At 64.2% G+C, this 14,651-nt stretch carries 14 protein-coding genes and 1 tRNA gene; 9 read left to right on the forward strand and 6 right to left on the reverse strand.

All coding sequences use genetic code 11. The features are described 5' to 3' along the window. Positions 1 to 6 precede the first annotated feature (6 nt). Together AC1DFC_RS17950 and AC1DFC_RS17955 are read right to left on the reverse strand one after the other, a co-directional pair. Positions 7 to 960: a porin family protein gene (locus AC1DFC_RS17950; RefSeq protein ID WP_443260864.1), complete on the reverse strand. Its 954-nt coding sequence runs from the start codon at positions 958 to 960 to the stop codon at positions 7 to 9. Continuing rightward, a complete protein-coding gene (locus AC1DFC_RS17955; protein ID WP_478179697.1) occupies positions 960 to 2,294 on the reverse strand; it encodes a glycosyltransferase family 2 protein in 1,335 nt (444 codons plus the stop codon). The genes AC1DFC_RS17950 and AC1DFC_RS17955 overlap by 1 nt, the downstream gene beginning before the upstream one ends. 279 nt (positions 2,295 to 2,573) lie before the next feature. On the opposite strand from AC1DFC_RS17955, the gene AC1DFC_RS17960 reads away from it, so the two are divergent. Further along, positions 2,574 to 2,650: transfer RNA gene (locus AC1DFC_RS17960), tRNA-Arg, on the forward strand. 181 nt (positions 2,651 to 2,831) lie between these two features. After that, the gene (locus tag AC1DFC_RS17965; protein ID WP_478179739.1) at positions 2,832 to 4,070 is read left to right on the forward strand and encodes a tyrosine-type recombinase/integrase; all 1,239 of its coding nucleotides are present in this window, start codon (positions 2,832 to 2,834) and stop codon (positions 4,068 to 4,070) included. Positions 4,071 to 4,206: 136 nt separating this feature from the next. Here AC1DFC_RS17965 and AC1DFC_RS17970 read toward each other — a convergent pair whose 3' ends face one another. Continuing rightward, the gene (locus tag AC1DFC_RS17970; RefSeq protein ID WP_478179698.1) at positions 4,207 to 4,473 is read right to left on the reverse strand and encodes a helix-turn-helix transcriptional regulator; all 267 of its coding nucleotides are present in this window, start codon (positions 4,471 to 4,473) and stop codon (positions 4,207 to 4,209) included. 1,020 nt (positions 4,474 to 5,493) lie between these two features. Here AC1DFC_RS17970 and pabB point away from each other — a divergent pair. The 3 genes from pabB to AC1DFC_RS17985 all read left to right on the forward strand — a co-directional run bounded on the left by pabB (position 5,494) and on the right by AC1DFC_RS17985 (position 9,277). Beyond that, positions 5,494 to 7,677: an aminodeoxychorismate synthase component I gene (pabB, locus tag AC1DFC_RS17975; protein WP_478179699.1), complete on the forward strand. Its 2,184-nt coding sequence runs from the start codon at positions 5,494 to 5,496 to the stop codon at positions 7,675 to 7,677. Beyond that, on the forward strand, positions 7,670 to 8,533 hold the full coding sequence (locus tag AC1DFC_RS17980; protein WP_478179700.1) for a DMT family transporter: 864 nt from the start codon (positions 7,670 to 7,672) through the stop codon (positions 8,531 to 8,533). The genes pabB and AC1DFC_RS17980 overlap by 8 nt, the downstream gene beginning before the upstream one ends. A 147-nt stretch (positions 8,534 to 8,680) precedes the next feature. Further along, a complete protein-coding gene (locus tag AC1DFC_RS17985) occupies positions 8,681 to 9,277 on the forward strand; it encodes an acyl-homoserine-lactone synthase (protein ID WP_478179701.1) in 597 nt (198 codons plus the stop codon). A 41-nt stretch (positions 9,278 to 9,318) separates the two neighbouring features. Here the strand turns inward: AC1DFC_RS17985 and AC1DFC_RS17990 are convergent, their stop codons facing one another. After that, a complete protein-coding gene (locus tag AC1DFC_RS17990; RefSeq protein WP_478179702.1) occupies positions 9,319 to 10,029 on the reverse strand; it encodes an autoinducer binding domain-containing protein in 711 nt (236 codons plus the stop codon). 324 nt (positions 10,030 to 10,353) lie between these two features. On the opposite strand from AC1DFC_RS17990, the gene AC1DFC_RS17995 reads away from it, so the two are divergent. After that, positions 10,354 to 11,334 (forward strand): helix-turn-helix domain-containing protein, encoded by a 981-nt coding sequence (locus AC1DFC_RS17995; protein WP_478179703.1) that lies wholly within the window; start codon positions 10,354 to 10,356, stop codon positions 11,332 to 11,334. 105 nt (positions 11,335 to 11,439) lie between these two features. Here AC1DFC_RS17995 and AC1DFC_RS18000 read toward each other — a convergent pair whose 3' ends face one another. Then, entirely contained in the window at positions 11,440 to 12,339 is a 900-nt protein-coding gene (locus AC1DFC_RS18000; protein WP_478179704.1) for a ParB/RepB/Spo0J family partition protein, read from the reverse strand. Further along, positions 12,336 to 13,124 (reverse strand): ParA family protein, encoded by a 789-nt coding sequence (locus tag AC1DFC_RS18005; RefSeq protein ID WP_478179705.1) that lies wholly within the window; start codon positions 13,122 to 13,124, stop codon positions 12,336 to 12,338. Before AC1DFC_RS18005 ends, AC1DFC_RS18000 begins: the two co-directional genes overlap by 4 nt. A gap of 303 nt (positions 13,125 to 13,427) precedes the next feature. On the opposite strand from AC1DFC_RS18005, the gene AC1DFC_RS18010 reads away from it, so the two are divergent. Genes AC1DFC_RS18010 through AC1DFC_RS18020 form a run of 3 tightly spaced genes read left to right on the forward strand, consistent with a single transcriptional unit; the run spans position 13,428 to position 14,639 of the window. Continuing rightward, a complete protein-coding gene (locus AC1DFC_RS18010) occupies positions 13,428 to 13,928 on the forward strand; it encodes a hypothetical protein (RefSeq protein ID WP_478179706.1) in 501 nt (166 codons plus the stop codon). Further along, positions 13,925 to 14,257, forward strand: a complete 333-nt coding sequence (locus AC1DFC_RS18015; protein ID WP_093048053.1) for a TrbC/VirB2 family protein — start codon at positions 13,925 to 13,927, stop codon at positions 14,255 to 14,257. The genes AC1DFC_RS18010 and AC1DFC_RS18015 overlap by 4 nt, the downstream gene beginning before the upstream one ends. Before the next feature lie 13 nt (positions 14,258 to 14,270). Then, positions 14,271 to 14,639: a VirB3 family type IV secretion system protein gene (locus AC1DFC_RS18020; protein WP_478179707.1), complete on the forward strand. Its 369-nt coding sequence runs from the start codon at positions 14,271 to 14,273 to the stop codon at positions 14,637 to 14,639. Positions 14,640 to 14,651: the final 12 nt, after the last annotated feature.

Here is a 14,651-nt window from a genome sequence, read left to right on the forward strand (position 1 = left end):
TTGCGCTCAAAAAAGGACCACCCATTCGCCGCGCAGGTATCGGTAGTGGTAGCTGGGCCCCGAAAAGGTAGTGCTGCGGCTGTAGCCCGCGCCAAAACGAAATACCTGCGAGCCCCTGACCGGACTTTGAAGGCTCAGGTCGAACAATCTCGTTGGTTGATTCAAATCGTGATTGATCGTCTCATTGCCAAGCCCCGCCGTCAGGGAAGCCGTCCATCCCTGGAAGCGGTGCCGCCAGCCGATCGCCAGCATCGACTCGCTGTAGCTCTTCGGATTGAAATAGGCTCTGTCCACGTCCTCACGGGTGCTTCGGTACGTTCGATAGCGCGCCTGCAAGGTCAGCCCCAGATCGAGTGACGGCTGATAGATCAGCCGCAGGCGGGCATGGTCCCGTCGGTTGCCGTCCGAAAAATATTGCTGCCCCAGCAGTCCGACCAGGGTCAAATGGCTTCCCAGCCCCTGGTCCACGGCAACCCCGACAAACGAAAAATCGATCCCGCGGTCCAGGGACTTCGGAGTTTCCACCCAGTCGCGGGTTACGAGAAACTCCACCGCGGTACTCTTCGTGGGTGACATGCGGTAACTGCCGTCCAGTGTCAGCAGCGTGTGTCCTCCCTGCTGAAACAGGCCGGCCTCCAGGGCCCCTCCATCGCCAGTCCTGGATTCGATCGAACGGGCTAGAAATGAAATCTTCTTTCCGGCCCTTTGCCAGCTATTTTGCTTGTATTGGTAGTCGGAGAGACGAAAACCCAGGTAGCGATCGGCATTCTCGAAAGCGGGGAAGAATTCGGCCGACACCCTCCTCGATTGAAAATTGTCGCTGTCGCTGGTCAGGAAAAATTCCGTGCCAAAAGCCATGTCGCTTGGTTTTTCCTTGCCTTTTTCTTCGTCGGCTTTACAGGGTCCAGCCAGCACCACGGCCCCAGAGAGGACGGCAATGGAATATCTCAATGCCCCCATCATTTCGTCCCCCAGGCCTTGGGCTTTCTGAACAGCTCATCCAGATATCCGAGAATACTGGCGGGCTGCAGCAGCAGGCTGTACAAGAGCACATAAACGAAGAAGCCCTGGATATTTTTTCGCACGACCAAGCCCGTTTTTTTGAACATTCTGCGTTCGATTGAAAACATCAGAAGACTCAACGCGAATGCCGCCGGTATCAGCGCGAGCGTCATTATGCCCACAATCCAGTAATAACCGAAAAGCGCGAATATGATTCCTGGAATGAATCCGATGGTGTATGCCAGATCCAGCCATGGAAATACCAGGTTCCAATAAATGAAAAATGTCGACAACCTGGGTTTGAAGAGGATTCCCGGGTGCTTGACAAAGGCCTCGGTCATGCCGCGTGCCCATCGCTGGCGCTGCTTGACCAACTGCCTGATGGTGCTGGGCACATTGGTAAACAAGCACGCATCCTCACAGTGACCCACCCGGTACCCGGCTTTCAGCAGGGCCCACGTCAGCACGATGTCCTCTCCCACGCACTCAGGCCACCCTCCAACCTCGATCAGCGCGGCCCGGTCGTAAATGGAAAACGCACCCTGCGCAACCAATGTGCCTTGGAACAGCGATTGCACCCGCTTGATTGCTGCGATACCGTGAAAATAGTCCCATTCCTGGCAGCGGGTAATCCAATTTTGCCTCGAGTTCCGGACCAGGATCTTTCCTGCGACGGCCCGGGTATTGGGTGGATCGGCCCGGTAACGCTCGACAATACTGGCGAGGGCTCCTCGGTACAGAAAAGAGTCGGCATCCACGGTAACAACCAGGTCGTGCAAGACTTCCTTGAATCCGATATTCAGGGCCCGGGCTTTGCCTCCGTTTTTTTTCAGATCGACGAAGGTGAGCCAGGGGTACTGATCCTTGATTCGCTGAACAACAAGAGAAGTGTTGTCCGTGGATCCGTCATTGATCACGAGAACCTGCAGTTCGCCGGGATAATTCTGGCGCCCGATGCTGGCAAGCGTCTCCTCAATGGAGGCTTCCTCATTGTAAGCGGCCACCAGAATTGAAATCGGGGGATAGACAGACAGCGGGGAATGCGTCGGCCTCTTGTCGAGCAGCAGGCTTATGGCCATGAAGGCATTCATGAAGCCCGGAATAATGGCAATTCCATATACCAGGAAAATGGCCAGCACGGCACCGAGGTAATTCTTCAAATCGGCCAGCCACGCCTCCGCAGCCCATATTGAAAATCCCATCCACGCGGTGGCACCAATTAACGCGATAAGGAATTTCCCTGAAACCGACAGGTAAAGCAATGGCAGTGCTTTTTGACCATCTTCGTTCATATCGCCCTTGATAGTTCCATGGAATGTAACGCTCAAGAAACGTGCTGAACAGTGTGTTCAACCCACTCGCGCAGCTTTGGCGCCACGCGGATTCGGTCAGACCCTCGCTGACTACGAAATTAGACTTCCCCCAATCAAACCCGATTCGGCTCCCGCACGGATTCGAACTACGGTCCCGCCCCGCGAGTCAAGGCGCGGAACTCGGTAGAATCCGCCGCTGCCGACTGAAGGTAAAGCATCTAAGTCGTTGATTTTCCGGGCTTGCCTCCAGCCCGGAATCTGCCCGTAGCTCAGTTGGATAGAGCACCTGCCTTCTAAGCAGGTTGTCGGGGGTTCGATCCCCTCCGGGCAGGCCAATTTCCAGTCCCGAACCTCTCCAAGTCGTCCCGAAACCCGCTCTCCTTCGAGGAGAAGCGGGTTTTTCTTTGCTCCACGACAGATCGGGGCATAGCATGTCTTGTCGGTACTTTGTCGGTACTTCTGCAGGTATTTGCCCTGCTGTCAAAACCAGGTACCGACAGCAAGGAGAAAAACCCAATGCTGACAGACACTTTCGTGAGGCAAGTGAAGCACAAGGGCGCTGAGATCGGCGAGCGCTACGCGGACGGTGGCGGCATGTACCTGCGCGTCAAATCGGCAGGCAAGTACTGGCGCATGGACTACCGGTTCAACGGCAAGGCGAAGACGCTGGCCTTGGGCGTCTACCCTGCGGTATCGCTCGCGAAGGCTCGACAGCGGCGCGACAAGGCCCGCGAACTGCTTGCCGACAACGTCGATCCCGGCCTCGCGAAGCGCGCAGAGAAGATGTCCCGAGCGGTGGACGCAGCCAACACATTCGAAGCGTTGGCGCGGGAATTCCACGCCACCAAGGCCAGCAGTTGGAGCGCGTCCTATTCGGAGCGCTGGCTGCGCATCATGGACAAGGACCTGTTCCCCTACATCGGCAAGCTGCCGATCGCCTCGATCCGGGCCAAGGATCTTCTGCACGCGCTCAAGCGCATCGAGGGCCGAGGCGTCATCGAGACGGCCCACACCCTGCGCCAATGCGCCGGACAGGTGTTCCGGTACGGTGTGCAGACGGGCCGGTGCGCAAGCAATCCGGCGCCGGACCTGCACGGGGCGCTCCGGCCGGTGCTCACCAAGAGCATGGCCGCCGTTCTGGAGCCGCAAAAGGTAGGCGAGTTGATGCGCGCCATCTACGGCTACAGCGGGCAGCCGATCACCCGCGCCGCCCTCCTCCTGTCCGCCCTGCTCTTCCAGCGCCCCGGCAACATCCGTGCGATGGAATGGGCCTGGATCGACCTCGAAAAGGCGATGCTGACCATCCCGGCGCAGGACATGAAGCGCAGGCTCCATGAAAAGCTCAACGGCCGCCCCCACTTCGTGCCGCTGGCGAAGCAGGCACTGCAGACGCTGGAGGAAATTGAGCCATTGACCGGACATGGCCGATACGTGTTCCCCAGCATCCGCACTGGAGAACGCCCCATGAGCGAAAACACCGTGAACGCGGCGTTGCGAAGGCTCGGCTACACCAACGACGAAATGACCGCCCACGGCTTTCGCGCAATGGCCCGCACGGTCATGGCGGAGCAACTGCACGGCATTTCGCCCGACGTCATCGAGGCACAGCTTGCCCACGGAAAGAGCGGGCCGCTGGGTACGGCCTACGACCGCGCGGAGTTCATGGACAAGCGCAAGGACATGATGCAGCGCTGGGCGGACTACCTGGGTCAACTTGCCGCAAGCGCGCAAATCCTGGCGCTCAAGGTAGCTTAGTCGCGCCTCGGCAAGACGTTCATCTCTCAGAACGACGTCGAGGCCTCGGGAGCGATACGCCGATGCCTTGATGCAGGCGATTTGGGCGACTGCGCCCTTCACGCGCAGCGCCCGGCACCGGATCGCGTCCGTACATTCAACTCACTCGACGCGTGTGCGTGAGTGCGGCATTCGCGTAACCCTCCGGATCATCGATCCAGCGCTGAATCGCCGCGCGCGGCCAACCACAAGCGCGCCCGCCCAGGTGCACGGGAGGGGGAAACTTTCCTCCAGCAATTCTTCGGTACACAGTGGTGCGACTCAGTGCGGTGATGCGTATCACATCGGCCATGCGAAAGAACGCGGGTGCGCCGACAGTCTGTGGAACAAGGTCGCGAGCGTTAACGCGGTGTTCGAGTTGCATGACAGATCCTTTATCGGTGCCGTGCTTTCAAGCCGCGCATTGATTGAGATGAAGTGCCTCGCTTGAAGAGCCGAATAGAAGCAGAACCAGTGCCCAGACAAGAGTGAAAGTGCACTGCGCAGGGCTCGCTGTTCAACCCAGCGGCAGCCTCTTTTCAAAATCGTCTTCCGCATGGATTTGCTTCTAGCGTGCGACGAGGTGCCACCTTAGACAACTATGAGTTTTGAGAGGCCTCTGAAAACTGACGGGATGGCCGGCCTGATGGCGCGCGGCGTCTCGCTTCCAAAAACTCCTCATCGCTGCATCAGACCTGTGCTGGCCCGGAACCAGCTTGGCTGTGCGTCCCGAAGCGGGCATGGAATGACCGTCTCTGCTCCCCTCCACACGCGCTGGCAAGCAGTGACAGAAGCAATCCCAGCACAAGTCCACGGGACGTGTGTTCGAGGAAGCCGGGACTCGCGCGAAGGCGGCTCGTTCCGCCTGCGACGCACCTTCTCGCTCAGGCAACGACCCATGGAACATCACCGGCGCAGGTGGCTCAAGGTCGCGGGAAGAGCGCGCCCTGCGCCAGCGTGTTTCATCTCGTTCGAGCAGGCATCGCTCGGCATGACCTCGATTGACACCGCCGTGCGGTAGGCAGATCGATCCGCAACTTTTCTGCTCACGACGGCCGCAGTCATCACCCGCGCATTGTCGAAGCGTCCGCGTATCGGCTGTGGCCTTGTCGATCGAACCCGTCTTGGCCGCAGGCTGACGGCGAGCGCCGGAGCAGACTGCAATATTGGGTTCGTGCACCGGCCATGAGACGAGAAGCGTCGCGCAGTGAGACCGCATGAGCAACGTTCCTTCTCACCGCGATCGGGTTCAGGGCAAAAGATGAGTGACCCCTGATCTACCAGGGACCTGCAGCGCCCCCCTTCGGCAAGCTGCCCACGCCGAGCAACTAGCACATTGCGCAGTTGCGACGCCGACACGGATCTTCAACGATGCACAGCTCTGCCTACCGCCAAGGAGCATCCCATGCGCACGCTGCTGATCGACAACTACGACTCGTTCACCTACAACCTCTACCAGTACCTGGCGGCGTGCAACGGCGAACCGCCGATCGTGCTGCGCAACAACGAGATGCACTGGGACGAGGTCGAGCGCATGCACTTCGACAACATCGTGATCTCGCCGGGGCCCGGGCGTCCGCAGCGACGCGCCGACCTCGGCATCTCGGCCGATGCGCTGCAGCGTTCCCGCAAACCCGTGCTCGGCGTCTGCCTCGGCCACCAGGCCATCGCCCACCACTGCGGCGCTCGGGTCGATCTGGCGGTGCGGCCGATGCACGGGCGTCTCGATCGCGTGTCGCACGCGCAGCGCGATCTCTTCGCCGGCATTCCAGACCGCTTCGAGGCGGTGCGCTACCACTCCCTCGCGGTCACGCAGCTTCCCTCATCCCTGGAGCCGCTCGCCTGGACGTCCGACGGCACATTGATGGGATTGCGCCACGTCTCGCTGCCCTGGTGGGGGGTGCAGTTCCATCCGGAGTCGATCTGCACCGAATTCGGCGCGCGGCTGCTGCGCAACTTCAGGGACTTGACGCTGGAATGGCTCGCGCAGGCGCCGCGACGCGAGGCACGGGATCGCTTCGGACCCGCATTGCACCTTGAAGGTCTGCAGGCGCTGTCGCTGCACGCGGAGTGCATCGACACCGCGGCCGATGCCGAGGCCGTGTTCATGAGCACGTTCGCTCACAGCGAATGCGCCTTCTGGCTGGACAGCAGCCTCGCCGAAGCCGGGCGGGCGCGCTTCTCCTTCATGGGCGATGCAAGCGGTCCGCGCTCCCAGGTACTGAACTACCGCACCGCGCCCCGCGAACTGATGGTGCGCCGGGGCGACGTCGTCCAGGTGCGCGACGAGAGCATCTTCGACTACCTGCGCGACCACCTCCCGGGCCAGTCGCCGGCGGGCCCGAAACTCCCTTTCGACTTCGCCTGTGGCTTCATAGGCTACTTCGGCTACGAACTCAAGCGCGAGCTCGACGGTGCACGCGCCCACGACGCGGACACCCCGGACGCGATGTGGATCCTCGCCGACCGCTTTCTTGCCTTCGATCATCTCGAGCAGCAGGTATGGATCGTCTGCCTCGATGAGGACGCGCCATGCAATGAGAATCGGCGCTGGATGCAGGCCGTGCGCGAGCGGCTGCAAGCCGCACAGGCGGCGGGGCCCGAAGACGGCGCGGACGCGGCCCGCGAGCTGCATTCATTGGCCTGGCGGGTGGACCTGGCGACCTACCGGGATCTCATCCTGCGCTGCCAGCACGAGATCCTTCAGGGCGAGACCTACGAGGTCTGCCTCACGAACCAACTGATCGGAGAAGGCCGCATCCGACCGCTGGAGGTTTATCGGGTCCTGCGCAAGCACAATCCGGCGCCCTATGCGGCCTACCTGCGCATCGGCGGCTATGCCGTGCTGTGCGCCTCGCCCGAACTCTTCCTGCGCATCTCCGGCGAACAAGAGGTGGAATCGAAGCCCATCAAGGGGACCGCGGCGCGCGGCGCGACGCCGGCCGAAGACGAGGCGATCGCGGACGCCATGGTCGCCGACGAGAAGACCCGTGCGGAGAACCTGATGATCGTCGATCTGCTGCGCAACGACCTCAACCGGGTCTGCGAAGTCGACAGCGTTCACGTACCGAGCCTCTTCGCGGTCGAGACCTATGCCACCGTGCACCAGCTGGTCAGCACAATCCGCGGCCGGTTGCGTGCCGACCTCGGAACAGTCGACTGTGTGCGCTCCGCGTTCCCCGGCGGCTCCATGACTGGCGCCCCCAAGGTGCGCACGATGAGGATCCTGGACGAACTCGAAGATGCCGCGCGCGGCATCTACTCTGGCAGCATCGGCTATCTGTCGCTCGACGGCGCGGCCCAGCTCAACATCGTGATCCGCACGCTGGTATCGGCCAACGGCCGGATCTCCATCGGTGCCGGCGGTGCCATCGTCGCCATGTCCGATCCCGATGCCGAAGTCGAGGAGATCGTGCTGAAGGCACAGGCGCTGTGGGATGTTCTCAGGCGCTGCGGTGCGCCGCTCGGCACGCGGCCAGGGAGGGGCGTGGATGCAAGTGTCACAGGCGCTTCGGTGCTCCCGGAGCCGCCATCCGACCCTATGGTTCCGCACACCACCCCGACGCCGCCACCGTCCGCCAATGTCTAGCGCACAGGCCAATCGCCGGGGGATCCTGCTCATGCTGGTGGCCATGGGCTGCTACGTCTTCAACGATGTCTTCGTGAAGCTGGCCGCGCAAAGCCTGCCGCCCGGACAGGTTCTTGCCGTGCGCGGTTCGTTCGCGACCATCTTCGTCCTGGCCATCGCGCGGGGCACGCGCGGTAGCTGGCGAACGGCACTACGCCCGCTCGTGGGGGTGCGCTGCGGACTCGAGGTCACGACGGCCCTCGCCTCCGTGGTCGCCCTGTCGCTGGCGCCGCTTGCCACTGTGAGCACGCTCATGATGACCGCGCCACTGATGATCGCCGCCACGGCGATGGCGCTGCGGTGGGAGCCCTGGCGTGGTGGGCGTCTGTTGGCTGCTGCCGCGGGATTTGGTGGCGTCCTGCTGGTCATCCAGCCGGCCGCGCGGCTGGATGTCCCCGCGGCCGGTCTTGCCTGTGCGCTGTTATGTGCCGCCTCGTTGGCCGCGCGCGACCTGGTGACACGGCGCATCCCCGCCACGATCCCCTCGTCGACCATTGCGGTCGCGACCACGCTCGCTGTGTGCCTCGCGGGCCTGCTGCTGGGTCTCGTGGAACGCTGGACCACGCTCACGCGGTACGAGCTCGGCATGCTCGCGGCGGCGGCGGGTTGCGCGGCGCTGGGCAACTTCGCGCTCATCGTCGCCTGCCGCGGCGTCGATCTCTCGGTCATCACACCTTTTCGCTACAGCCTGATCGTCTGGGCCCTGCTACTGGGATACGCGATCTGGGGCGACGTGCCTCGGCCCCAGGCCGCCGTCGGCGTGCTGCTGATCGTCGCAGCCGGCGTCTTCACCGTCTGGACCGCGCGGCGGCCGTAGGTAAAAAGTCCGAACTGTCCCCGTGCCATGGTGTCGCACGCGGTCGATGGAGCGCTCGTCGCGACGTTCGCCGCCCTATCAACTCTGACAGTGTCCCCGCGCCTGTCATCACGCTGTAATGCGGGCCTCATTCAACGAGGTGACCCCATGGAGATCATTGCGGGAACGATCGACTCTTTCACGGCAGACGTGCTGTTCGACATGGCGCGCTACCGGCACGAGGTATTCGTCGAGAAGCTGGGCTGGAAGCTCGATACGCGCGGTCGGCTGGAGCTGGACGAATTTGACCGGAAGGACACCATCTATCTGATCGCGCGCAATAAGGACGGGGAGATTGTCGGCACGAGCCGTCTCTTGCCCACGCACCGGCCCTATCTGCTCGCCAGTGTCTTTCCTCAACTGCTCGGCGACACGCCCGCGCCGTGCTCGCCTGACGTCTGGGAACTGTCGCGATTTGCCGCGGCCGATTGGATGCGACTCGGCGCGGTCGGGGGTCCACATGGCTGGTCGCTCGCGCTGGACATGCTGAGCGTCGCGATGCGGACCGTCGCCAAGCAGGGCGGACGGCGACTCATCAGCGCCTCGCCACTGGGCATCGAGCGCATCCTGCGTCGCGCGGGCCTGTCCGTGCAGCGCGCGGCGCCGCCGGTGCTGATCGAGGGCCAGCATCTCTTTGCCTGTTTCATCGACGTGGACACGAGCTGGTGCCCGCGCCAAGACCGGCACGCCGACGCGGTCGGTTGAGTCCTCGCAGCCGGGCTGGCGCGCCCCGTGCGGCACCCCACTCAGTTCAGAAGCCCGAGCCGTGAAGCGAATGCCGCGGCCGAGCTCTTGGTGGACGCGCCCAATCTGGCCATGGCGTTCTGCAGATGAAATTCGACCGTGGGTTTCGAGATGCCAAGGATGGATGCGATCTCGTCGCTCGTCTTGCCATCGCCCGTCCAGCGCAGCACCTCCACCTGCCGTTTCGTGAGGGATTCGAGCCCCTCCAGCGGGCTACCTCCCAGGAGGCCGCAGAACGCGCGGTGGGCGGTATGCACCAGCCACTGCAGGCACGGATCCTTGGCGAGTATCTCCGCTGCCGTCAGCGGTTCGCCCGACCTCGCAAGCGTCAGCATGCCGATCCGCGCGTCGGGCTCGAAGACCGATTTCGCCCATCCGACGCGCAGGCCGAACGAGCGCGCCTCGTCCCACATCTGCGGGGCGCTCCGGAAGACTTCGTCGCTCCAGATCACGGGCGTGCCGCTGTGCACGCCGTGAGCGACCGTGGGATCGACCAGGAGGTATCCGGCGTTGATGTAACGGTAATTCCACCGCTCGTCGTACGTGCTGAACATCAAGGTCTTCTGTCGAGTGAAGGGCACGAGCGTGCGCAGCCCGTAGGCGCAATGCTCGAAGCCGAGGTGCTTGGTTGCCACGCTGATCTGCGCGAGCACCTCAGAAGGCTCACTTGCCTGGCTCAAACGACCGAGAACATCCTGGGTCCACTCATTCATAGGTGCGCTTCCTGCGTCGTCGGCACCCTCACCTTTTTCGCGAGCACGGTCGAGGCGCCCGGTGTGGAGTCCGTCAGGCGAGAAGGCCAGCGGCTCCAGCCTTTGAACCGACCCGCGCTGGGCCGGCCTATTGCTTGCCCCCAGCGGCCACTCAGCATGTGATGGAGGCAAGGGTGCGACAGTCTAGAAGCGCCTGGCCGAGCCCGGGGGCAAAATTCACCACCATTTCTGCCAATCTCGCGAGCCCCCCGCTTCGCGCACTGGCGGCGCGGTGCGGCGCAGCGTCGTGAGATTCCTGATTGATCCTCCCTATGGGGGCTCCTCATGATGCACAAGGTCTGGTTCCTGCTGCTTCCCGGATTCCTTCTTCTCGACATCATCCGCGTGCTCGCGGTCTTCAAGGCCGCCAATGCCGCCTTGCGCAGGACGCGCGGCAAGCTCGTCGGCTACGACGTTCGATTGGCCTCGGCAACGGGCGGCCAAGCCCTGAGTTCAAGTGGCGTGGCACTCTCGACGCGTGCATTGCCGCACAGGCTCGTCGGTCGGGCGAGCACGCTCTTCATCAGTGGCGAGCCCGATCCGGACCCGGCTGGACCGGCGGGTGTGCGGCATTTGCGCGAATGGCTCTCCCGGAACCGGAGGCGATTGAGCCGCTGCGCCGTCCTGGGCGCCCGAGCTTTGCTGCCGCGTGCGCCAGACGTCCACGCCGTGCGGCGACAACGCCGCGCTGCGCCGCCGGCACCGCGCCGTGGGCAGCGTGCAGACCTGCCCGCGGCCTGCACCAAAGCGCATGGCTGGCGCGTCATCGAACCGGACCAGGGAGAAGACCTGGCGCTGTCGTGGATCGCGGAGGATCGAGGTGCCGCGTTCGCGGACATGCTCGCCGCGCGCCTTGCCGGATCACGCAGCCGTCGCTACGGCATGCCACGCCGTCGCCGGGTGCCGATCGAGCCACCCACGAGCGATGCGCGGATCGGCACGCTGCATCTGTGGATCGCGGCGCACCTGCAAGAGAACCTCAGCGTCGCCCGATTGGCGCAGAAGGTCCACATGTCCACGCGCTCCTTCGCGCGCTTCTACGAACGCGCGACGGGCCTGTCGCCCGGACGGAGCGTACAGCAGTTCCGCCTCGACGCCGCCTGCCGTTTGCTCGAGACGAGCCCACTTCCCCTCAAGACCATAGCCGGGCAATGCGGCTACGGGTCCCAGGAGGTGATGCGCAGGGCCTTCGTTCGCGACCTGCAGATGACGCCGCGCGAATACCGGCGGCGGCTCGCAACGATGAAAGGTGCGGGCGTGGCCTAGCAGGCCCATGTCTTACCCGGCGCAACAGCGACTGCCCGTCGCCAGACCGCCTGCCGCGACGCGCGCACGTCAGGCGCCAGAACTCGTCAACCGCCGGCCGCATCCCTAATCTTCTGTGGCCCAGCACACCAGCCGCAAGTCCGCCAGCGGCAGCAAGGCACGCGTGCCGTCGCCGAAGCGGACCTCCCCGACGTCGCCGTCCTTCGCCTTGATGCGCAGCGATCCGCGCCGTCCGCCATGCTCGACCACAAGCACCGTGCGGCCGGCGCTGATGACCTTGGCAAGCCCGCTCCCGGGCGCCGCTGGCGTCGAGCCGCGGAGGGACTGGGACGACGGCGGGCGATGTCTTGCCTGCGCACGTCCGATCGGCTCGCCCCGCGCCAGCAGTTCCTCAAGTTCGTGCGGGCGATCGCTGGCGATGGCCACCAACTCGTAGAGCAATCGCACGTCCCCTCCGACCCGCCCGTCCTCCACCGCCTGCCGCAATTGCGGCGGTGCGTCGCTGAGCCGCGCGGCCTCGGTGATGAAGGAACGCGGTTTGCCCAAGCGTCGCGCGATCTCGGCGCGCGAATGGCCTTCCTGTTCCCGGTCGGCGATGAAGGAAGCCAGATCGAATGGCGACATGTCCTCGCGGTGCAGGTTCTCCGCGGCCTGGGCGAACGGGTCGACCCGCTCGTCCAGGAATGCCGGGACTGTGGCGAGCCCTGCCCGGCGCGCGGCGCGCACCCTGCGTTCGCCGCGGTTGACGATGTACCGATCCGCATGTTCGCGATGGCATCGCAACGATACCGGCTCCAGCACGCCATGCTCTCGGATCGATGCGGCAAGTTCCTCGATGCGTTCGCTACGGATGCGACGGCGTGGCTGGCGAGGGTCGAAGTCGATGCGATCGAGCGCCACCTGCATCAGTGTGCCCACGCCCGCAGAGGCCGCTTCGCCCGTGAGCAGATCGGCCGCCCTGAACTGCGACAACACACTCAGGTCCAGCCCGTCGGGCGCATTCATGGCTGCTCGTCCGCAGGCACCGGCATGCTCGACGCGTCGATGCGTTGCTGCAACAACTCGAACACCCGCATCACCTCGAGGCTCGCCTCGCGGGCCGCGCTCTTGGGCAATCGCCACACCGGCACGCCCGCGGCCAGCGCCTCGGGAATGGCCGATCGGGTCGAGATCCGTGCCGGTATCACGAACTCCCGGAAGTTCAAGGCCAGATCCTGCATCGCGGCCTTCTGCCGCAACGAATGCGGATTGAACCGGTTCAAAACGATGGCCGCCAGCCGCAGTTGCGGGTTGTAGCGCCGTCTGACGCCAAAGATGGTTCTGAGCATGTCGGCGACGCCATCGATGCTGTACTCCTCGAGCTCGATCGGGCAGGCCACGGCATGACCAGTGATCAGCGCTGCGCTCATGCGCAAGCCCAGTGCTGGCGGCGTGTCGATCACGACTGCGTCGAATTCCCGCGCCAGGCGAATCATGTTCCTGCGAAATGTGGGAATCACGACCTCCGCCTTCGCGAGTTCGACGTCGGCCAGCTTCTTGCTGCCCGGCACCAGGGCAATGGTCTGCGCGCGGGCCGAGACGATCGGGCCGATGTCCCCTCCGAAAAGTTCCACCGCCTCGGCGATCGCCGAGGACCCACGCAGCGATTTCGAGCTGTTCGCCTGCGCGTCGAGATCGATCAGGCACACCGACTGGCCTCGCATCTCGGCCAGCCAGCATGCGTACAGCACCGCCAGGGTCGACTTGCCGACGCCACCTTTCTGGTTGCCGAAGATGACCACGTTGCCCATGACTTGCTCCTCAGGCCTCGACGCGAACCATGCGGGTCCTCTACACCACATAGCACGCTGCGCGGCTGCCACCGAAACCTGCGACAGGGCTATCCCGGCGCAGGGCGGCCCTGCCTCGTTGGTCCGTGATGGATCGCCATGCCGCGTCGCTCACGAATATCGCCGCCCCTCGCTTTGCGATGCCACTGTCACAAACAATAGTCGACACACGCATGCGCGGAGGCGGACATTGCGCCCATGCAAGCACCCGATGTTCAACACAGGCATGCGACCGACAAAGGCCGATACGCGGCCTGGCCTCCCGTGCTTGTTGTCGCTGGCTTGATGACGCACGCCTGCGCCCTGTGGGCACAGGCCGAGCCCAGCACATCCCAAGTCATCGGTCCACAGCAGCAGGCGGCGCGCGACCACGACCGCATCGCGATCCTTCGCGAAGAGCTCGGGAAGTCGCAAGCGCAACTGGAGGATCTCGCGCGCCGTAAGGCTCAGCGGCTCGCCGCGTCCGATATGCAGGCAGCGACCGAAGCCGAGGCGCAGCGCGTTCGCACGCTCGGCGATATCGCGGCCATCCAGCGAGAGATCGCGTCCACCTCGCGCACCTCCGCCCAGACCGCGGCGGCCAAGCCCACGGCCGCTCAGGCCACCAAGGGCCCTGCCCCCGCCGGCAAGCGCGCGGCGCCGACGCCCTGGTGGGACGTCTACGGCGGCAGCCGGCGCATTGACCCATCGGCTTCAGTTTCTCTCGCGCCCCCGTCTGGGCAAGTGCCCGCGGGATCTTCCTCGGCCACTGGAGTATCGCCATGACCGCATGCTCGATCCACCACATCCGGCCCGCAGCGCGATTCGGCGTCCGAACCCGATGGATCGGATGCCTGCTCGTCGCCGTGCTCGCGGCCGCACCTGCCGACATCGTCTGGGCCGGAAGCCCGTTCGCGACGGGCGCCAACGCGACCCAGCAGCAACTCGTTGCCATCCTGACGCCACTGGCGGCAGTCGCCGTGATGGTCTCCGGCGCCATGGCCTGGTTCGGCCGCCTGAGCTGGTGGTGGATGGTCGCCGTCGTGATCGGCACCGTGCTGGTCTTCGGCGGTCCCCAGATCGTCTCCTGGATCCGGGGTCTGTTCGGGGTGTAAGGGAGAGCGGTCCGTGAGTCGCAACCAAGGCATCGCCGCGGATCCTCTGTTCGTCGGCATGACACGGCCGTCGATGGTCTGGGGCGTCACCTACTCGGCCATGATGTTCAACATCGTGGTCACGACCGAGTCGTTCATCGTGACCAAGAGCCTCGCGTGGCTGCTGGCCTTCGTGCCGATCCACGGGGTGCTCTACCTGGTCTGCCTGTACGAGCCGCGCTTCTTCGACCTGCTGCAGCTGTGGGGCCGCACCCGACTGCCCGCCATGCTCGGCGGCAACCTGCGGTTCTGGCGTGCGAATTCGTACAGCCCCCTGGCGCTGGACATGCCTGATTGGCGGGGGCGCCGCCGCATGCGGACTTGGCCCGTGGCGGTGGTCTGACACGGCATCGCC

The sequence above is a fragment of the Variovorax sp. 10L421 genome (genome assembly GCF_056395365.1).